Source organism: Vicinamibacterales bacterium, from assembly GCA_036496585.1.
In the GTDB taxonomy this organism is placed as follows: domain Bacteria; phylum Acidobacteriota; class Vicinamibacteria; order Vicinamibacterales; family 2-12-FULL-66-21; genus JAICSD01.
Genome location: DASXLB010000024.1, coordinates 108,996 through 127,369, shown reverse-complemented (window position 1 = coordinate 127,369; position 18,374 = coordinate 108,996). Strand labels below are relative to the sequence as shown.

Here is an 18,374-nt window from a genome sequence, read left to right as displayed (position 1 = left end):
CGACAGACCGGCGGCGAGCGTCTGGTTGCGCAGGATGAGAGCGCGGAGGCGTGCGGCGGGCATGCCGCGGCCATTCTATGCGATCAAGCCGGGCGTCGCGCGGGGGACGCCTTCCAGTTAGAATGCCCGCCATGCCGATCGGCACGCCGTTTCACGCGCGCACGCTGCCGCTCTGCGAGAGCCTGAACTATCGCGAGTGGTCGGGCTATTACGCCGTCAGCGCCTACGAGAGCCACCACGAACACGAGTACAACGCCATCCGCAACGCCGCGGCGCTGATCGACGTGTCGCCGCTCTTCAAGTACATCGTCCACGGTCCCGACGCCGCGAGGCTCGTCGATCGGCTGATCACGCGCGATGTGTCGAAGATGCAGGTCGGGCAGGTGTTCTACACGCCCTGGTGCGACGAGCGCGGCAAAGTGATCGACGACGGCACGGTGTCGCGGCTGGGGGAGCAGGCCTTCCGCTGGACCGCTGCCGACCCGAGCCTGCGCTGGTTCCGCCAGAACGCCGCGGGCATGAAGGTGGAGATCGACGACGTCTCGGAGGAAACGGCGGCGGTCGCGTTGCAGGGGCCGACCGCGGCGCGCCTGCTCCGCGCCGTCGCGCGCGCCGACATCGACCATCTGAAGTACTTCCGCGTCACCCGCGGGACGATCGCCGGCATCGACGTCGACATCTCGCGCACCGGCTACACCGGCGACCTCGGGTACGAGATCTGGATGCCGGCCGATCGCGCCGTCGCGGTATGGGACGCGCTGATCGAAGGCGGCCGCCCGTTCGACGTCAAGCCGGCCGGCATGCTGGCGCTCGACGTCGCCCGCATCGAGGCCGGCTTGCTGCTGATCGAGGTGGATTTCTTCGGCAGCCGCAAGGCGATGATTGCGGCGCAGTCGTATTCGCCGTTCGAGCTCGGTATGGATCGCCTGGTTGCGTCAGGGAAGGGGCGGTTCATCGGCCAGCGCGCGCTGGCCGATGAGCGCGCGCGTGGCGCCGCCCGCAAGGTCGTCGGGATCGAGATCGACTGGAACGAGGTCGAGAAGCTCTACGACGCCGTCGGCCTCGCGCCGACCGTCGCCGCCACCGCGTCGCGCGCCGCCGTCCCGGTGTATCGCCACGGCCGCCAGGTCGGCAAGGCCACCTCGACGACCTGGTCGCCCGTGCTGAAGCGGATGATCGCGCTCGCGACGATCGACACGCCCCACCACGCGGAGGGCACCGAGCTGCAGTTCGAGATGACCGTCGAAGCGGTGCGGCATCGGGTCCGCGCCAAGGTGGTCAGCACCCCGTTCTTCAACCCGGCGCGCAAGACGGCGACGCCGCCGGCATGATCGTCCCGCGGCCCGCGGTCCGGCTGTTCTGGGGCTTCTTCGCCCTGTATGCGCTGACCGCGTCGGGCAACGCCTTTCGCGTGCCGGACGAGTTCGAAGTGTACTTTCAGGCCGAACACCTCGCCGACGCGGGCGACATCAGCGTGCCGCAGACGCTCGCGATCCAGGAACAAGGGGCGCCCATCTTTTTTGGCGAGTTCGGGCGCGACGGCCGCCCGTACGCGCCCTACGGTCCAGGCGCCGCGTTCCTGATCCTGCCGTTTCACCTCGCCGGGCGGCTGGTGGCGGCGGCCGCGGGCATCCCGCGCGCGCCGCTGCCGGGCGGCATCGCCTGGGAATTCGTCGTCGGCGGAATCACGTCGCTGGCGATGGCATTCGCCGCGGCGCTCGCCGTTGCCGGGTTCTGCCGCGCTGCGCTTGCGCTTGGCGCCGCGCCGCCGGACGCGGTGCGGCTGTCGATCGTCCTCGGGGCGTGCACGATCCTGTGGCCGTACGGCAAGACGCTGTACTGCGAGGCGTGGCTGGCGGCGGCGTTCGCGTGGACGGCGGCGCTGCTGATCGAGCGCCGCAGGATCGCGGTCGCGGCCCTGCTCATCGCGCTCGCCATCGTCGTCAAGCCGACCGCGATCGTCGTGGCGCCGGCGTTTGCGGTGGCGGTCCTCTGCGAACCGGATCTGGAACGGCGCCGCCGCTGGCGGACGATCGCGCTCGTTGTCGTGGCGATCGGCGCGGCGGGACTGGTGCACGTCGGCTGGAATCTCTACCGATTCGGACGGTTGCTCGACTTCGGCTACAACCTGGCGGGGATGATTCCGTATCCGCCGGCGCGTCCGTTCGTGCTGGAACAGGCGCCGCGCGGCCTCTTCGTGCAGTTGCTGACGCCTGGCAAGTCGATCTTCGTCTGGGCGCCCGCGGCGCTCCTCTCGGTGGTGGCCCTCCGATCCTGCTGGCGCCTCAGGCGCGGGCTCGCCGTCGGCGTGGCGTTCGCCATCGCTACGGCGCTCGTCTTCTATGCTGCGCTCTTTCTTCCCGAAGGGGGATACGCGCACGGGCCGCGCCACCTCGTACCGCTGGTGCCGCTGCTGCTATTGCCGCTGGCCGTGCCGGGCATCGGCGTGGCGCGCCGTGCCGTGAGCGCCTGCGCGATCGCCGGGTTCGCTATCGCGGCGCTGGCCGTGACGGTGTCGTTCTTCGAGGACCAGTCCCCCGTGCAGATCGGCGGCCGCGCGGTGAGCCCTTACTACGAGCGGATCGAGCCTGGCCCCGGCGAGGCCAACCTGCGGTATCGCATCGACTATGTGCCGTTCAAGTTCGCGCTGACCAGCGGCCACTGGCTGGCCGACACGCGGGCCGCCGGCAACGGTCCGGACCTGTTCGCGCTGCATCTCGTCCAGGCGCGGCGCACGCTGCCCGGCGGCGACTCGATTCCGGCGTGGCTGCCGTGGGCGGTCACCCTGCCGTGGCTGATGGTGCTCTTCACCGCCGCGTTCTCGCTGCGGCGGTCGCTGGCGTTGTCGGCTCAGTTGCCCTGATGAAGGTCGACGATCCACCTGTCGAAGGCGTAGAGCAGATCTTCGCGATTGGAGTACGGGCCGGGTACGTAGGCCGGCGATGAGATGCCCGCCTGCGACAGCTCACAGACCTGCCAGTCCTGCTTATTCGTCATGTCCCAGAATTCGATGCAGTCCGAGGCATCGAAGTCCGGCCGCGCCAGCTCCTCCGGCTGAAAGTGCCACTCGCAGACATTGACGGTGCGATCCGGGGCGATCGGCCAGAGGGTATGGGTCAGCATGTAGTCGGGGTGCAGGCTGAGCATCAGATTCGGGAAGAGGCAGTAGTAGTAGACGCGGCGCGCGTCCTCGGGTGACAGGCCAGGCAGGATGGCGCGCCGGCAGCTGCCGTCCATCGAGAGCGTTTCGACGCCTGGCTGCAGATCCATGAGGCCGCCCATGTAGGTGGCGTGCAGCGGCTCGTTCTCGCCGCTCAGATAGTGCGACAGCCGGTTGAGCGCCGGGTGCAGGTTCGGGCAGTGCAGGCACTCGTTGTAGTTCTGGATGATCAGCTTCCAGTTCGCCTTCAGGTCGTAGACGATCCGGTGGCCGCGACGGAGATCCGGCATCCGCCAGCTCCGGAACCTGTCGACGAGCGGGCCAAGCTGTGCGGCCAGCGGCTCCGCGTCGCCGGCGAGATTCAGAAAGATGTGTCCATCCCACTCGGCTGCATGCACGCCGAGCAGCGGATAGTCGGAACGGTGAAAGTGCGGCACGTCGTCCATATGCGGCGCGCCAATCAGGCGTCCGTCGAGGTCGTAGGTCCAGGCGTGATAGGGACACTGGATGCTGCCGGGAAGCTGCCCCTCTCGCTCGGCGCAGAGCCGCGTGCCGCGATGGCGACAGATGTTGTGGAACGCTTTGATGCCGCCGTGCGCGTTGCGCGTGATGACGATGTTGCGGCCGTTCATCTCGCGGACGAAGTACTGCCCTGGGGCGGCGGCATCCTGTGAGCGGCCCGCGCAGAACCACATCCTGCCGAACAGCTCGTCGAGCTCGCGCTGGAAGAACGCCGGGTTCGTGTAGTAGCGCGCCGGCAGCGTGAATGCGGTGGCCGGCATCACGTCGCGCGGCTTGATGATCACGGGTTCATGATACTCAGCGGGCGGCGGCGTAGCGAAAAAACGACGCCGGCAGCAGCAGCGCGAACGCATACGTCAGCACCGCGATCAGCATCGACCAGGGCGGACCGATGCCGATCAGGTGCAGCATCGGCAGCACCAGCACGGCCAGAACCCCGCCCCCGAGCTGGCTGACGAGCATCCAGAAGGTAGCCGAGCGCTCCCGTTCGCGCCCATTGGCCTTCGCCTCCTGCCAGCTCTTGACGAGCGACAGCACGCCGGCGCACGGCAGCAGCACGCCGACGAGGAGGATAAGGGGAATGGTCAGCCCGATGAGCAGCAGTCCCGTCGCAAGCGAGACCGCTCCCGTGTCGCCTCCGGCCGATGCGGCCATCGGCATCAGGACCGCGCCGACGCCCCACGAGAGCGCCGCGACCGGCAGCGGCAGCGCGGCATAGGCCGCGGTGATCCAGCGGCCGTGCGCCGCGATCCACGGCCGTTGTGCCGGAAAGACCTGCGTGAAGTGAAAGAGCGCGAGACCGCCGACCGCGAACGCCGTTGCGGCGAGCGCGATCACGCCGGGCGTGTAGAGGCCGGGGCCCTTCCACCACTGCAGCGGCGCCAGGGCATAGGGGATGCCGCTTGCCACCGCGACGGCGAGAAACGCGCGTGCGCGCGTGTCAGCCGGCGTCTTCCAGACGGCGGCCACCGCTACGCCGAGGTACACGAGGAGCGAGACGATCGACGCGGCCGCATCGAATGCCGAGGCGGATGGCGGCTGCAGCATCCCCTCCATCGCGGGCTATTATGGCCCGCATGCGCGCCATACAACGAGTGCTCCTGCTCTCCAGCGTCGTGCTGCCGATCGTCGTGTCGGCGCAGGCGAGGCCGCCGCAGACGGCGGCGGATTCGACGCGAGTCCTGCGTCCGGCCCGTGTCTTCGACGGCGAGTCGATGCACGAGGGATGGGCGGTCCGCGTCCGCGGCGAGCGGATCGAATCGGCGGGACCGGCGGCCTCGATCGACGCCTCCGGCGCGACCGTCGTCGATCTGGCGGGCGCGACGCTGATGCCGGGTCTGGTCGAGGCGCACTCGCATGTGCTCCTGCATCCCTACAACGAGACGACGTGGAATGACCAGGTGCTGCATGAAAGCCTGGGCGTGCGCATCGCACGCGCCACCAACCATCTGCGCGCCACGCTGACGGCCGGCTTCACGACGATCCGCGATCTCGGCACGGAGGGGGCCGGCTATGCCGACGTCGAGCTGAAGCAGGCGGTCGAGCAGGGCATCATCCCCGGCCCGCGCATGATTGTCGTGACGCGGGCGATCGTCGCGACCGGCAGCTACGGCCCGAAGGGGTTCTCGCTCGAGTGGCGCGTGCCGCAGGGAGCGGAGGAAGCCGACGGCAGCGATCTCATCCGCGTCGTCAGGGATCAGATCGGCCACGGCGCCGACTGGATCAAGATTTACGCCGACTACCGCTGGGGCGCGCGCGGCGAGGCGGCGCCGACCTTCTCGATCGACGAGATCAAGACGATCGTCGACACGGCGCGCAGCAGCAACCGTCCGGTCGTCGCGCACTCGTCGACGGCGGAAGGGATGCGGCGGGCGGTGCTCGGCGGGGTGGAAACGATCGAGCACGGCGACGCCGGCACGCCCGAGATCTTTCGCTTGATGAAGGAGCACAACGTCGCGCTGTGTCCGACCCTGGCGGCGGGTGACGCGACCGCGCAATACGCGGGGTGGAAGAAGGGTGAGCAGCCGGAGCCGGCAGGCATCCAGCGCAAGCGCGCCAGTTTCAAGGCGGCTCTCGACGCCGGCGTCACGATCGTCAGCGGCAGCGACGTCGGCGTCTACACGCACGGCGACAACGCGCGCGAGATCGAGATGATGGTCGACTACGGCATGGCGCCGGTGGCGGCGCTGAAAAGCGCGACCTCGGTTGCCGCGCGCGTCCTGCACTGGGAGAACCGCATCGGCACGGTGAAGGAAGGCCTGCTCGCGGATCTCATCGCCGTCGACGGCGACCCGACGAAGGACATCTCAGCGCTGCATCGGGTCACGTTCGTGATGAAGGGCGGCACGGTGTACGTGACGCCTGCGTCGAAGTGAGGGTCGCCCAGAGGGGTGACCCTCGCGCGGCGACGCCGCGGTCAGCAGGGTCAGCTCACCGCGCCCGCGCCACGGTGATGTTGCGGTATTCGATCGCCGTATGATCGCCCTGCAGGAGCAGCGGCCCCGGCGCGCCTTCGTCGCTGTCGAGCGCCGCGCCGGTCGGGCCTGGGATTTCACGGTTCGCGATGATGGTCGTGCCGTTCAGTACGACCGTCACCATCCGTCCGACGAGCGTCACGTCGAACGTCTGCCATTCGCCCGCCGCCTTCGCGGCCGACTCCGACGGTTCGAGGAAGCCGTAGATCGCGCCGAGACTGTCGACCGCGCGTTCGTCGCCGGTGTCGGCCACCTGGACCTCGTAGCGGCCCCGCAGATAGACGCCGCTGTTGCCGTCTTTCGGATAGCGGAACTCGGCGTGCAGCCTGAAATCAGTGAAGGTCGCGTCGGTGATGAGGTTGCCGCCGGACTTGCGGTTGCGCAGGATGCCCTGGTCCGCTTCCCACTCGCTCGTGCCGGCGGCGTGCCAGCCGCTCAGATCGCGGCCGTTGAAGATCGGCTCCGGCTTTTCCCACTGCGGCAGCGAGGCGCGGCGGAGCGCTGGCGCGCGCACGCCGGTGAACGTCACCGGAGCTACGCTGCCGATCGCCATCGAACCGGCGAGTCGATCGTTTTCGAGCCGCGCCGTCACGGCGACGTCGCCGTCGGCGCGCTCCCACTGCGGCGGAATCGTGAAACGCAGCTCCGCGCCGGTGACCTTCACTTCGGATACCGGTCGGGCGCTGCCGGAGAGACCGACGAACGATCCGACCAGCGCTTTGGTGCCCGAATGACGCACCTCGAGCCAGCCGCTGCTGGTCGCGCCATTGGCCCGTTGAAACGTGAGATCCCAGCGGCCGATGATCGGCGGCGGGGCTGCCTGGAGCGCCGCTAAGGACGCGAGTGTCGTCAGCAGGACACACATGCGCATCGACATGCGCCCATCTTACTGCCCGCTGCCCACTACGACGGCCGCCGGTAGACGACGCGGCCGTCGAAGACGGTGATCTCGACGTCCGCAGCCGAGAGCTGATCGGATCCGGCGAACAGGTCCGTCGACAGGATCACCAGGTCGGCGAGCATGCCGGGCTTGAGCGTGCCCTTGCGGTGATCGTCGAACGACGCCCACGCCGCGCCCGACGTCCAGGCGTTGATGGCGGATTTCAGCGTGAGCGCTTCGCTGGCGTGGATGTTGGGCCGCCGCACCGCGGCGCGGATCGCCTCGAGCGGATCGAGCGGCAGCACCGGCCAGTCGCTGCCGAACGCCAGGTGGGCGCCGGCGGCGCTGAGGCTGCGCGCCGGCCAGCCAAACGGCGCGCGCTCCGGGCCGAGGTTCTGCGCCCAGTTCGTCAGGCCGCCGAGCGTGGCGTGCAGCGGCTGTAGCGAGGCGACGACGCCGAGCGCGCCGAAGCGCGGGATGTCTTCCGGATCGATCACCGACAGATCCTCGATGCGATGGCGCGCCGGGTGCGCGCCGCTGGCGTTCTTGGCGACGGCGCCGTAGGCATCGAGCGCGGCCCGTACCGCGCGATCGCCGCTGGCGTCGATCGCGATCTGCCAGCCTCGCGCGTCGAGCGCCGCGACGAGTTTCGCCAGCTCGGGCGCCGCCAGCTCGGTCGTCCCGTCGCCGGCCCCCTTCGGCATGTACGGCGCCAGCATCGCCGCGCTTTGCGACTCCACGGAGCCGTCCAGCGCAAGCGCCGCCAGCCCCGTCTTGAGCAGCGGGTCGTCGGGATAGCGCCGCGCGATCGCGTCGAGATCCTCGAGCGCCGTACGGCTGGCCTGGACCGCGGCGTAGACGCGGATCGACAGGGTGCCCGCCTCGCGCGCCGCGTCGTAGAGGTCGAGGTCGCCGGATGCGGCGCCGAAATCCTGCACGCTGGTGATGCCGTGCGCGCCGGCGTCGGCGATCGCCAGCTGCAGCGCCTTGGCGCGTTCCTCCCGCGTCGGCCGCGGCATCACGCGATCGACCAGCGCCATGGCGGCGCCCTTCAACAGGCCGGTCGCCTCGCCGCGCCGATCGCGGACGATGACGCCGCCGGTCGGGTTCGGCGTCTTCTTCGTAATCCGCGCCGCCTGCAGCGCTTTCGTATTGACCCAGAGCGCCTGGCCGTCGGCCGAGAGCAGCCGCGCCGGCCGATCAGCGACAGCCGAGTCGAGCTGCCCGCGCGTCGGGGCGTCGTCGAAGGCGTCGTAGGACCAGCCGCCGCCGGTGAGCCACATCGCGTAGGGGCGCGCCGTGGCCCACTCGGCGATGCGCGACTGTATCTCGTCGAGCGTCTGGGCGCCGTGCAGCTGGACGCCATCCCGGGCCAGGCCGCCGGCGATGAGCGAGACGTGGGCATCGTCGAATCCGGGCAACACCGCGGCGCCGTGCGCGTCGACGATGGTCGTCTGCGGCGTCCGCGAACGCATCACCTCACGCTCGCCGCCTACTCGCAGGATTTTGTTGCCGCGGATGGCCACCGCGTCGGCGGTCGTGCCCAGATCGTCGGCGACGTAGACCTTCGCGTTGTGGATGATGAGGTCGACCGGGCCGCTGTTGTCGTCGCGCTGGGCACCGACGATCAGCCCGGCGATGAGCGTGGCTCCGACGATGGCAACGACGAGGAGAGTAGCAAGACGCGTTGCCATGACGGGCCTGAGGGCGGATTCTACCATCCTGCGCAGGGGTCGGCGGCAGCGCGTGCTAAAGTGCCGGCGCCTGTGGGGATTGCAGAGAAAACGGCTGGTTCGGTCGGGCCGCCGACCGATGAAGGGCTCATCCGTGCGCTGGGGCTGGGCTCGGCGGTGTTGTTCGTGCTGGGCAGCGTCATCGGTTCGGGCATTTTCCTGACGACCGGGGTGATGGCCGAGACGCTGCCATCGCCGTCCCTGCTGCTGCTGGCGTGGCTGGCCGGCGGCGTGGTGGCGTTGACCGGCGGCCTGACGTACGCGGAGCTCGGGGCGATGTTCCCCAACTCGGGCGGCGTCTACGTCTACCTGCGCGAGGCGTTCGGTCCGCTGCTCGCCTACCTCTACGGATGGGCGGCCCTCCTCATCTTCTTCAGCGGCGGCATTGCTGCCGTGTCGGTCGGCTTCGCCGACTACCTCAGTTACTTCTGGCCGGGACTGTCGGCCTCGCGCGTGCTGCTGAGCGCGCCAACCCCGATCGGTACGTGGACGCTCTCGGCGGCGCAGGTCGTCGCCGTCCTGTGCATTACCGCGCAGGCGTGGATCAACTACGTCGGCGTCCGCAGCGGCAACCGCGTCAACGTCGTGATCACGATCGCGAAAGTGGCCGGCCTCGCGTCGCTGCCGATCATGGCGCTTGCCGCCGCGAAGGCCTCTCCCGCGTGGACGCCTGTCGTGCCGGCGATCGCCCATCCCGTCGCGGCATTTGGGGTGGCCATGATCGCGGTGCTGTGGGCGAACGACGCATGGTACTGCGTCACCTGGATCGCGGGCGAGATGAAGAATCCGCAGCGCGATCTACCGCGCGCGCTGTTCTACGGGATTTCGCTGCTGACGGTCATCTACCTGGCGGTGAACATCGCATATCTCTACGCGCTGCCGCTCGATCAGCTGCGCGGCGCCAGCCGGGTCGCCGAACGGGCCTCGACCGCGATGGTCGGCTCGCGGGGCGCCACCTTCGTAGCGCTGACCGTCATCGTGTCGACGTTCGGCTGCAACGTCGCGGCGATCCTGGCGGGCGCCCGCCTGCTCTTCGCGATGGCCCGCGACGGGGTGTTCCTGCCGGCGGCGGCGCGCGTGCACCCCGTCTATCGCACGCCGCACGTCGCGATCGTCGCGCTGGCGTCATGGGCGGCGCTGCTGGCCTTGTCTGGGAGCTACGAGCAGCTCTTCACCTACGTGATCTTCGCGTCGAACCTACTGCACGTGATCGGCGCGTTCGCCGTCTTCAGGCTCAGACGACGGCGGCCGGATCTGCCGCGTCCGTACCGCGTCTGGGGCTATCCGGTCGTGCCGATCATCTTCATCGCCGCCGGTGGCGCGGTCGTGATCAACACCCTCGTCGAGCGCCCGAAGGAATCGCTGGCCGGACTGGCGCTCCTGGCCATCGGCGTGCCGTTCTACCTGATGTCGAAGCGGGGCGAGGGAAGCCGTGAGGCAACTCGCCTCGGGTGATGTATGAGAATCGCCGTACTCGGATCGGGCGCGGTTGGCGGGTACTACGGCGCGCGCCTCTCGCGCGCCGGTCACGACGTCATCTTCATCGCCCGCGGCGCCCACCTCGAAGCGATTCGCTCGCGCGGGCTCGAGATCCGCAGTCCGGCGCTCGGCGACTTGACGGTGCGGGCGCGCGCCGAGGAGGATACGACCGCGATCGGTCCTGTCGACCTCGTCCTGTTCGCCGTCAAGAGCTACGACAACGCGTCGGCGCTGCCGCGGCTCGGACCGCTGCTCGGCGACGACACGGCAGTCCTCACCCTGCAGAACGGCGTCGACAGCGGCGATGAAGTGGCGCGCGCCGCCGGACCCTCCCGGACGCTCGGCGGCAGCACCTACATCGCGACCGCGCTCGAGGCGCCGGGCACGATCGTCCAGACCGGCGATCACCGGCGGATCGTGTTTGGCGAAATATTCGGCCGGCTGCCGGAGCTGACCTCGCGGGTGCGCGCCATTCACGCGGCGTTCGCCGGCGCCGATATCCAGTCGTACCCGGTCGAGGATGGCCGCGTGCCGATCTGGGAGAAGTTCGTCTTCCTCGCCGCGCTCGCCGGGTTCACCGGCGCGGCGCGGCTGCCCATCGGCCCGGTGTGGGGTGATCCGTTCACGCGCGCACAGTTCCTCGCGGCGTGCCGCGAGATCGAAGCCGTGGCGCGCGCCAGCGGTGTGCCGGTGGCCGCCGACGTCGTGGATCGCATCATCCCCTACGTCGAAGGCATCCCGGGATCGATGCGCTCGTCGCTGCTCATCGATCTCCAGGCCGGCAAGCGGATCGAGGTCGACGCGCTCCAGGGCAGCGTGGTGCGCCGCGCGGCGGAGGCCGGTGTCGCGGTGCCGATCATGGCGACGCTCTATGCCGTCCTGAAGCCGCATGCGGACGGCCGGCCGGGGTAGACTCAGCAATATGAAGAGACTGGTCGTGATGGTCCTGGCGCTCTCGACGACGCTCGCGGCGCAGGGCAAGGAAGAGGATCGGCTGCGCGCCTGCGCGACCGTGGTGAAGGAGATTCTGAACATCCCCGACAACATCCCGAAGGATCTGCTGGACAAGTCGGAATGCGTGGTGGTGTTTCCCGGGGTCAAGAAACTCGCGATCGGCGTCGGCGGCAGCTACGGCCGCGGCGCGATGACGTGCCGAACCGGCGCCGATTTCGACGGGCCGTGGAGCGCGCCGACGCTGATGGCCCTCGAAGGCGGCAGCATCGGTCTCCAGCTTGGCGGCCAGGAAACCGATTTCGTGATCCTGGTGATGAACAAGCGCGGCGCCACGTCCGTACTGAGCAGCAAGGTGAAGCTTGGCGCCGACGCCTCGGCCGCCGCGGGCCCGAAAGGACGGACCGCCGCCGCCGCAACCGACGTCGTGATGCGCGCCGAGATGCTGTCCTACTCGCGCGCCCGCGGGCTGTTCGCCGGCATCTCGCTCGAAGGATCGACGCTGCGCCCCGACAACGACGGCAACGCCCTCGTCTACGGCAGCAAGATTGCGGCGAAGGATATCGTCCACGGCACCGTTGCCGTGCCGTCGGCGGCGAAAGGGATGGTCGACGTCCTCGACACGCGTTCCCCGCGGAACGCCGCGAAAGCAGCCGACAAGCACTGATCGCCGCGGATTCGTCCGTGGGCGCTCGGCGGCGTCAGTGGCGGTCCGCGACGCTCTGTGGGCTGCCGCGGTACGCCGCCATACCGCCCGCGACGTTCACCACGGCGATGCCTTCCTGCGCGAGCAGGCTGGACGCGAGACTCGATCGGTATCCGCCTTCGCAAATGGTCGCAATCGTCCGGCCGGGTGGCAGCTCGCCCACCCGCGCCGGAAGGTCGCCGACCGGGATATTGACCGCGCCGGGCGCGTGGTCGGCGCGCCATTCGTGCGCGCTGCGCACGTCGACCACGTAGAGATCGTCTCGCGCGCGGAGCGCCTCCGCGTCCACCTGCTGGATCGACGCGACCGGCAGGGACGCGGCCTGCCACGCACTGAAACCGCCGTCCACCATCCCTTCGATGCGGTCGAGGCCGATCCGCCGCAGCTGCATCGCCGCGTCGGCTGCCTGACCGGCGCTCCCACCGAAGAGGATGAGCGGGGCATCAGGCGGCAAGACCCATCCCGCCCAGTAACCGACTTTGGCGCCGTAGGCAAGATTGATCGCGCCATCGGGATGCCCGGCTGCGAACTCGGCTGCGGGCCGCAGGTCGATGACGATCGCGCCGTCGGCGGCGAGTGCCGCCGCGGCTGCCGGGCGGATCGACGGAAGCGCCGGCGTCCCGCTGGCCAGTCCGAGCACGTCAGGCGCGAGATTCAGGCGCTTCATCCGCGCGAAGTACGGCGGCGTGTCTGGCAGGTCGGCGAGCACCGCCTCGACGAACGCCTGGTCCGGCGTGTCGCGCAGGAGCGGGTTCTGGCTCCATTCACGGCCGATGGTGGAGGAGGGATCCAGGCCGATGCCGGCGCCGCAGAGCGAACCGGCGCCATGCCCGGGATGTACCTCCGTCGACGGATCCAGCGCGGCGACGCGGCGCAGCGACTGGTGGAGCATCCCGGCCAGTGCCCGCGTCTCACGTTCGCCCAGCAGGTCGGGACGGCCGACCCCGCCGACGAACAGCAGGTCTCCGGTGAAGAGGCGCGCCGCCTCGCCGGGCGCCTCCGCAAGGATCGCGATGTGTTCGAAGGTGTGCCCGGGCGTGTGGAGGAACGTCAACCCGAGGTCGCCCACCTGCAGTGTCTCGTGGTCGCGAACCTCGTGGTGTTCGTAGGCGAGAGCTGCACCCGGTCCGGTGATGACCGGCAGGCCGATCGAGGCCAGCTCGCGCGCGCCCGAGACGAAGTCGGCGTGGACGTGCGTTTCGATGACCGCGACGATCGTCGCGCCGGCCTGCCGCGCGGCTTCGACGTAAATCGCCGCGTCGCGCCTCGGATCGACGACTACCGCGCGCTTCGTGCGGTGGCACCCGACGACAAAGGAGGCCTGGGCAAGGCCATCGTCATAGAAGCGGGAGAACATACGCTACACTTTTTCTATGGGTGCCACGGCGGATCATACACCCGCATGAGTCTGCTCGCGCTCGTCGCGGTCATCGTCGCCGGAGCGGTGGCGGGCGGACTTGGTTCGCTGCTCGGCATCGGCGGCGGCGTCTTTCTCGTGCCCTTCCTGAATGCCGGCCTCGGCGTCGATTTCAGGGTGGCGGCGGCCACCGGTCTGATGACCGTCATCGCGACTTCGAGCGTCGTCTCGGCCGGGCGGGCCGGGCGCCACCTTATCAACCTGCGGCTCGGCATGCTCCTCGAAATCGCCACGACGATCGGCGGCCTGATTGCGGCGATGACGGTGGCGCGGTTGTCGAGCCACACGCTGAACCTGATCTTCGCGATCGTCACGACCGCCATCGCGATCCTGATGCTGTCCCGCCTCGACAGCCGCAACGTCATGGAAGCGTCGGCGTCGCCCGGCGCGCTCGGCGGGCGCTTCCACGACGACGACACCGGTCGCGACGTGGTCTATCAGGTGCGGCGGCTGCCGCTCGGCATGTCGGCGTCGTTCGTCGCCGGCTACGTGTCGGGCACGCTGGGCATCGGCGGCGGCATCCTGAAGGTGCCGGTGCTCAACGCGTGGTGCGGCGTGCCGATGCGCGCCGCGGCCGCCACGAGCGCGCTGATGATCGGCGTCACGGCAGCGGCGTCGGCGCCCCAGTACTTCTCACGGGGAGAGGTCAACCCACCGCTGGCGGCCGCCGCGGTCATCGGCGTGCTGATCGGCTCGCGCGCCGGGCTGCACGCCGGCTCGCGCGCCCGCGTGCGGTGGCTGAAGATGCTGATGGCGATCGTGCTGGCCGCGGTGTCGGTGCTCTATTTCAGGAAGGCCTTCGTCTGATGCGGCACGCCACCGACGAGGACATCGAGCGGCTCGAACTGCGCGTCGGGCGCCTCCTCGAAATCGGCGTGACGAGCGCGTCGGTGTGCCTGGCGGCCGGGCTCGTCCTGTGGTTCGTGCTCGGCGGCACGGCCGGCGTGACGCTGCTGCTGACCACCGGGCTGGTGGTGCTGATGCTGACCCCGCTCGCGCGCGTCGTGGCATCGCTCGTCACCTACGTCCGCCTGCGCGACTGGTTCTTCGTGGCGACGACCGTGATGGTGTTCGCGGTGCTCGTCGCGGCGTGGCTGCTGAAATCCTAGTCTCGTCCGTAGGGCGCCGCCCGTAGTCCCGCCGCTCGTTCGCCGCGCTCGAACGCGATCTGGCGTCCGGGTGAGATGGACTCTAACGATCTCGCGGGCGCGGCGGCGCCACCCCCGACACCTCGGGCTCTGGTTCCGCGGCGAACGCCTCGGGGCTCGCCGGGATATCCGCCTGCCGATCGGCGACGGCGGCCTCCACCTCGCGCATCCGCTCGCGGGCGGCGGCGCGCATGCTCTCGAGCAGTCCGGCGATTCGCTGCGCCTGGCGCACCACCGTCGCGAGGTCGCGCTGCAGGCTCGGGTCGGGGTAGCCGCGTTCGAGCAGATCGCAGAGGCCGATGATCGTCTGCAGGGCGCTGTTCATCTCGACGGCGGTCGACAGCGTCAGCTCCGACATCGCTTCGGTCGACCGGTATTTGCCGAGCGACACCTGCAGCTGCTGCGCGATCACCGCCACCGCGAAGATCTCGGCGATCGGCTGGATGGCGGCGGCGTGCTCGGGGCGGTAGGCGTGCTTGGCGCGCTGCACGAGGTTCAACGTGCCGACCGCCCGGCCCTTGGAGACGAGCGGCACGATCATCACGGAACCGAAGCCGGAGCTGTTGAGCAGGTTGGCGTCGAGAAAATCGGTCGCGACCTTGGCGATGTCGCCGACCAGCGCCGCTTCGCGCGAGCGGACGACGTTGCCGAGCAGCGTCTGCTCGACCTTGAAGACGATCTCCGGACGGGGCCGCGACCGCCGCTCGACGTCGCGCACCCGCGCCGTGTAGGTCTGGAACTCCTCGCCGCTTTCGGTGAGGAGCGCGAGCCCGACGCGATCACACGGCACCAGCCGCGCGATCCGCGAGGCGAGCGCCTGGAAGGCGAGCGTGACGTCCACCGATCTCGCGATGATTTCGAGCATCGCGTTCTGCGTCTGCAGCTGCTCGAGTTCGCCGAGCGTCGCCTCGTGGTTGTGCTGCTGCACCCGGATCCGCTGCGACAGGCTGCCGATCCGGCGCGTCGCCAAGGCGGCCAGGATCAGCATCACGGTCCACGCCGCCACGACCTGGACGAGCACGACGGGACGCCGAGGAATGCCACCGGCCAGCGTCCAGGCAACGCCCTCGAGGATCCCGAAGACCGCGATCAGGCCCCAAATCGCCCAGACGTGGACCCGGTGGTTGCGAGTAATCATCGGGACGGTGTCAGACGGTACGCCGCGGCGACGGGCCGCAACGGTCGATCGAACCACATCGGCCGCCGCGTGCCGTCGGGACCGGGGGCCGGGCGCGTGCGCTGCATCCATTCTTTATACGCTGCATGCGCCTTTTCCGTGTCAACTTCGATGTCGCCGTACCGATCGTCGGGGGCCGGCTTCTCGAGCCGGACCCGCTGGTGCCAGCAGTGCATGCCGCTCACCGGGTCGGGCTGCACGGGGAAGGTCAGGTTCTGATGGACGCCGACTTCCCGCCACCAGATCCGCTGGCTGTCGGGATCGCGGCTGGCAAACGGGCGGGCGCCGTGGATCTGGCGCATCGTGTAGCGGCCCCCGTCAGCGCGCGCGATCGTGACCAGCGCAGTGGCCGAGCGCGACCCCCCGGCGTCCTCCTGCAGCCGCCAGCGTCCGAGGTGATGTGACATGCCGAGAACGCCGGGACGAATGCCCTCGGTGACCCAGGCGCGCGTCACGAACCAGCCGATCCTGGTGACGACCTTGACCAGATCGCCGGTCCGCAGGCCGTGGCGCCGCGCGTCGGCGGTCGAGATCCAGAGCGGATTCGTGTGCGAGATCTCATAGAGCCATTTGACCGCCGATCGCGTGTGGACGAGCGTCGGCAGCCGGAAGTTCGGGAGCAGGTCGAACTCCCCCTGATCGCGTTTGAGGTCGCGCCAGTGGACGTGGCCGGGCAGGTACTGCGGCAGTGCATGTTCCGGCCAGCCCCAGCGTGAAAGCGTCGCCGAATAGAACTCCAGCTTGCGCGACGGGGTGTTGAAGCCCGCGCGTGGTACGCCGTCGACGACCACGCCGATGGCTGCCTCGCCGCGCACGAACGACGACCCGTCCTGCGTGAGACGGCCGCCCGAGGCTTCCGATTCCGTCAGCGGACGCTCGTGCCCGCGGCTGTAGCTGCTGTCCGAGACCTGGAAGACGCCGTACTTCCGCATGTACTGCAGCGGCGTGAGGCCCTCTTTGGCTGCCGCCTCTGGAAGGCCGGGAACCGAGTGCTCGAACATCCAGCCGTAGTACTCGTCCATCGTGATCGGCTGCCCGGGCCGATATGGACTCTCGAAGAAGCGGCGGATGCCGAGCGCCCCGTCCGGATCGATCTTCCAGCTGAGCGCGACCCAGAACTCCGCCTCCTCCCAGACTTCGCCGGGGTTGGCTTCATGCGTCGCGGAGACGGGCTGCCCGGCTTTCTCGCGCGCCACCCTCAGGACCGGCTGCCGGAACCCGAGCCACTGGCCGGCGTGCGTCTCCTGGCTCATCGTGTCGTGGCGCTCGGTGCCGAGTCCCATCGGCAGGATGTAGTCGGCGAACCAGGCCGTTTCGCTCCAGGTCGGAGAAAGCGAGACGTGCAGGCCGATCTTGTCGGGGTCCTGCAAGACCTCCATCCACGAGAAGCCGTCGGGGTTCGTCCACAGCGGGTTGTAGACGCGCGTGAAATAGACGTCGAGTCGGCCGCGTCCTTCTTTGAGAAAGTGCGGCAGCAGGTAACTCAGCTCGTGGAACGACAGCGGGAATTCGCGAGGAAACAGCAGCTCGTTCCAGTACTCGGGCGCCGGCGGCGGATTGGGGTGCTTCGGCACGAACTTGTTCGTGGCGTGCAGGTTGACACCGCCGACGCTGCCGACGCTGCCGGTGAGCACGACCAGCAGGTAGAGGCAGCGCGTGATCTGCCATCCCCAGAGGTTGCCGGCCGCCGCGGCGCGCCAGCTGTGCGTGGCGAACCGGTTGCCGGCGCGCCCGATCGCCTGCGCGGCGGCGACGATGCGATCGGCGCCGACGCCGGTTTCCTCCGCCGCGTACTCGGGTGTGAACCGCGCGTATTCCGCCTTCAGCGCGTCGATGAAGCTCTCGAAGGTGACCGGCCGATCGGGATGCAGTGCCTCGAGGTATTCACGCCAGTTGACCCAGTCGCGCACGAACGTTTTGTCGTAGAGATCCTCTTCGAGCAGGATGCGCGCGATGGCCAGCAGCAGCGCCCCCTCGGTGCCCGAATAGGCGGGCAGCCACAGGTCCGCCTTCGCCGACGTATTCGACAGCCGCGGATCGATCGTGATGAGCGTCGCGCCCTGCGACTTGGCGTCGACGATCCGTTGCGCATGCGGATTGAAGTAGTGGCCGGTCTCGAGATGCGACGAGAGCAGCAGGATCGTTTTCGCGTTGGCGTAGTCGGGCGACGGCCGATCGTCGCCGGTCCACAGGAAGTGACCGAGCCGCGCTGACGAAGAGCAGACGTTGGTGTGGCTGTTGTGGCCGTCGACCCCCCACGCCTGCAGTACGCGGTTGGCGTAGCCGTCCTCGCCGGGACGGCCGACGTGGTACATCAGCTCGTGGCGGCGTCCCTCCCGGATCGCTTTTCCGATCCGTCCGCCGATCTCGTCCAGGGCGTCGTCCCACGAGACGCGCTCCCACTCGCCGGCGCCGCGCGCCCCCTTGCGTCGCAGCGGATAGAGGATGCGATCGGGATCGTCCAGCTGGTTCGGCGTGACGACGCCCTTGGCGCACGTCCGGCCGCGGCTGCCCGGATGCATCGGGTTGCCTTCGACCTTGCGCACGTCCATCTTCTCTTTGTCGACATAGGCAAGCAGACCGCAGGCGGATTCGCAGTTGAAGCAGATCGTCGGAATAATCCAGTAGCTCCGGCGCTCCTTCTTCGGCCAGCTGGTCGACTCGAAGTCGACGAAGTTGTCCCACTGTTCGGGCGGCGGATGTGACTTGAACGCCATGTCAATTGCG

General features: G+C 69.2%; 15 protein-coding genes. 8 read left to right on the top strand and 7 right to left on the bottom strand.

Translation table 11 applies throughout. The features are described from left to right. The first annotated feature begins 131 nt into the window (after positions 1 to 131). Together VGI12_08395 and VGI12_08390 are read left to right on the top strand one after the other, a co-directional pair. Complete coding sequence (locus VGI12_08395) at positions 132 to 1,331, top strand: aminomethyltransferase family protein (GenBank protein ID HEY2432681.1); 1,200 nt, start codon at positions 132 to 134, stop codon at positions 1,329 to 1,331. Then, positions 1,328 to 2,863: a hypothetical protein gene (locus VGI12_08390; GenBank protein ID HEY2432680.1), complete on the top strand. Its 1,536-nt coding sequence runs from the start codon at positions 1,328 to 1,330 to the stop codon at positions 2,861 to 2,863. The genes VGI12_08395 and VGI12_08390 overlap by 4 nt, the downstream gene beginning before the upstream one ends. Here the strand turns inward: VGI12_08390 and VGI12_08385 are convergent. Next, on the bottom strand, positions 2,851 to 3,966 hold the full coding sequence (locus VGI12_08385; GenBank protein HEY2432679.1) for an aromatic ring-hydroxylating dioxygenase subunit alpha: 1,116 nt from the start codon (positions 3,964 to 3,966) through the stop codon (positions 2,851 to 2,853). The two genes, VGI12_08390 and VGI12_08385, sit on opposite strands and share 13 nt — an antisense overlap. 13 nt (positions 3,967 to 3,979) lie before the next feature. Continuing rightward, positions 3,980 to 4,738 carry a hypothetical protein gene (locus tag VGI12_08380; protein HEY2432678.1) on the bottom strand — a complete coding sequence of 253 codons (759 nt, stop codon included), beginning with the start codon at positions 4,736 to 4,738 and terminating at the stop codon, positions 3,980 to 3,982. A 20-nt stretch (positions 4,739 to 4,758) separates the two neighbouring features. On the opposite strand from VGI12_08380, the gene VGI12_08375 reads away from it, so the two are divergent. Then, the gene (locus VGI12_08375) at positions 4,759 to 6,057 is read left to right on the top strand and encodes an amidohydrolase family protein (protein ID HEY2432677.1); all 1,299 of its coding nucleotides are present in this window, start codon (positions 4,759 to 4,761) and stop codon (positions 6,055 to 6,057) included. 55 nt (positions 6,058 to 6,112) lie between these two features. On the opposite strand, the gene VGI12_08370 is transcribed toward VGI12_08375, so the two are convergent. Further along, positions 6,113 to 7,033: a DUF1080 domain-containing protein gene (locus VGI12_08370; protein ID HEY2432676.1), complete on the bottom strand. Its 921-nt coding sequence runs from the start codon at positions 7,031 to 7,033 to the stop codon at positions 6,113 to 6,115. A 26-nt stretch (positions 7,034 to 7,059) separates the two neighbouring features. Next, positions 7,060 to 8,730 (bottom strand): amidohydrolase, encoded by a 1,671-nt coding sequence (locus tag VGI12_08365; GenBank protein HEY2432675.1) that lies wholly within the window; start codon positions 8,728 to 8,730, stop codon positions 7,060 to 7,062. 72 nt (positions 8,731 to 8,802) lie between these two features. Here VGI12_08365 and VGI12_08360 point away from each other — a divergent pair, with 72 nt between their 5' ends. Genes VGI12_08360 through VGI12_08350 form a run of 3 tightly spaced genes read left to right on the top strand, consistent with a single transcriptional unit; the run spans position 8,803 to position 11,866 of the window. Beyond that, positions 8,803 to 10,224, top strand: coding sequence for an amino acid permease (locus VGI12_08360; protein HEY2432674.1), 1,422 nt, complete (start codon positions 8,803 to 8,805; stop codon positions 10,222 to 10,224). Between the two features lie 3 nt (positions 10,225 to 10,227). Then, positions 10,228 to 11,160 (top strand): ketopantoate reductase family protein, encoded by a 933-nt coding sequence (locus VGI12_08355; GenBank protein ID HEY2432673.1) that lies wholly within the window; start codon positions 10,228 to 10,230, stop codon positions 11,158 to 11,160. Positions 11,161 to 11,170: 10 nt separating this feature from the next. Continuing rightward, complete coding sequence (locus tag VGI12_08350) at positions 11,171 to 11,866, top strand: lipid-binding SYLF domain-containing protein (protein ID HEY2432672.1); 696 nt, start codon at positions 11,171 to 11,173, stop codon at positions 11,864 to 11,866. Positions 11,867 to 11,900: 34 nt separating this feature from the next. Here VGI12_08350 and VGI12_08345 read toward each other — a convergent pair whose 3' ends face one another. Further along, positions 11,901 to 13,262 carry an MBL fold metallo-hydrolase gene (locus tag VGI12_08345; protein ID HEY2432671.1) on the bottom strand — a complete coding sequence of 454 codons (1,362 nt, stop codon included), beginning with the start codon at positions 13,260 to 13,262 and terminating at the stop codon, positions 11,901 to 11,903. 45 nt (positions 13,263 to 13,307) lie between these two features. On the opposite strand from VGI12_08345, the gene VGI12_08340 reads away from it, so the two are divergent. Both VGI12_08340 and VGI12_08335 read left to right on the top strand, forming a co-directional pair. Beyond that, positions 13,308 to 14,129 (top strand): sulfite exporter TauE/SafE family protein, encoded by an 822-nt coding sequence (locus tag VGI12_08340; protein ID HEY2432670.1) that lies wholly within the window; start codon positions 13,308 to 13,310, stop codon positions 14,127 to 14,129. After that, entirely contained in the window at positions 14,129 to 14,431 is a 303-nt protein-coding gene (locus tag VGI12_08335; protein ID HEY2432669.1) for a DUF1634 domain-containing protein, read from the top strand. Before VGI12_08340 ends, VGI12_08335 begins: the two co-directional genes overlap by 1 nt. A gap of 82 nt (positions 14,432 to 14,513) precedes the next feature. Here VGI12_08335 and VGI12_08330 read toward each other — a convergent pair whose 3' ends face one another. Both VGI12_08330 and VGI12_08325 read right to left on the bottom strand, forming a co-directional pair. Further along, entirely contained in the window at positions 14,514 to 15,608 is a 1,095-nt protein-coding gene (locus tag VGI12_08330; GenBank protein ID HEY2432668.1) for a GAF domain-containing protein, read from the bottom strand. Next, complete coding sequence (locus tag VGI12_08325; protein HEY2432667.1) at positions 15,605 to 18,364, bottom strand: molybdopterin-dependent oxidoreductase; 2,760 nt, start codon at positions 18,362 to 18,364, stop codon at positions 15,605 to 15,607. Before VGI12_08325 ends, VGI12_08330 begins: the two co-directional genes overlap by 4 nt. Positions 18,365 to 18,374: the final 10 nt, after the last annotated feature.

Coding starts and splice junctions, on each gene's coding strand:
- VGI12_08395 (HEY2432681.1), top strand. CDS start 132: ATGCCGATCGGCACGCCGTTTCACGCGCGCACGCTGCCGCTCTGCGAG.
- VGI12_08390 (HEY2432680.1), top strand. CDS start 1,328: ATGATCGTCCCGCGGCCCGCGGTCCGGCTGTTCTGGGGCTTCTTCGCC.
- VGI12_08380 (HEY2432678.1), bottom strand. CDS start 4,738: ATGGAGGGGATGCTGCAGCCGCCATCCGCCTCGGCATTCGATGCGGCC.
- VGI12_08375 (HEY2432677.1), top strand. CDS start 4,759: ATGCGCGCCATACAACGAGTGCTCCTGCTCTCCAGCGTCGTGCTGCCG.
- VGI12_08370 (HEY2432676.1), bottom strand. CDS start 7,033: ATGTCGATGCGCATGTGTGTCCTGCTGACGACACTCGCGTCCTTAGCG.
- VGI12_08365 (HEY2432675.1), bottom strand. CDS start 8,730: ATGGCAACGCGTCTTGCTACTCTCCTCGTCGTTGCCATCGTCGGAGCC.
- VGI12_08355 (HEY2432673.1), top strand. CDS start 10,228: ATGAGAATCGCCGTACTCGGATCGGGCGCGGTTGGCGGGTACTACGGC.
- VGI12_08350 (HEY2432672.1), top strand. CDS start 11,171: ATGAAGAGACTGGTCGTGATGGTCCTGGCGCTCTCGACGACGCTCGCG.
- VGI12_08345 (HEY2432671.1), bottom strand. CDS start 13,262: ATGTTCTCCCGCTTCTATGACGATGGCCTTGCCCAGGCCTCCTTTGTC.
- VGI12_08340 (HEY2432670.1), top strand. CDS start 13,308: ATGAGTCTGCTCGCGCTCGTCGCGGTCATCGTCGCCGGAGCGGTGGCG.
- VGI12_08335 (HEY2432669.1), top strand. CDS start 14,129: ATGCGGCACGCCACCGACGAGGACATCGAGCGGCTCGAACTGCGCGTC.
- VGI12_08330 (HEY2432668.1), bottom strand. CDS start 15,608: ATGATTACTCGCAACCACCGGGTCCACGTCTGGGCGATTTGGGGCCTG.
- VGI12_08325 (HEY2432667.1), bottom strand. CDS start 18,364: ATGGCGTTCAAGTCACATCCGCCGCCCGAACAGTGGGACAACTTCGTC.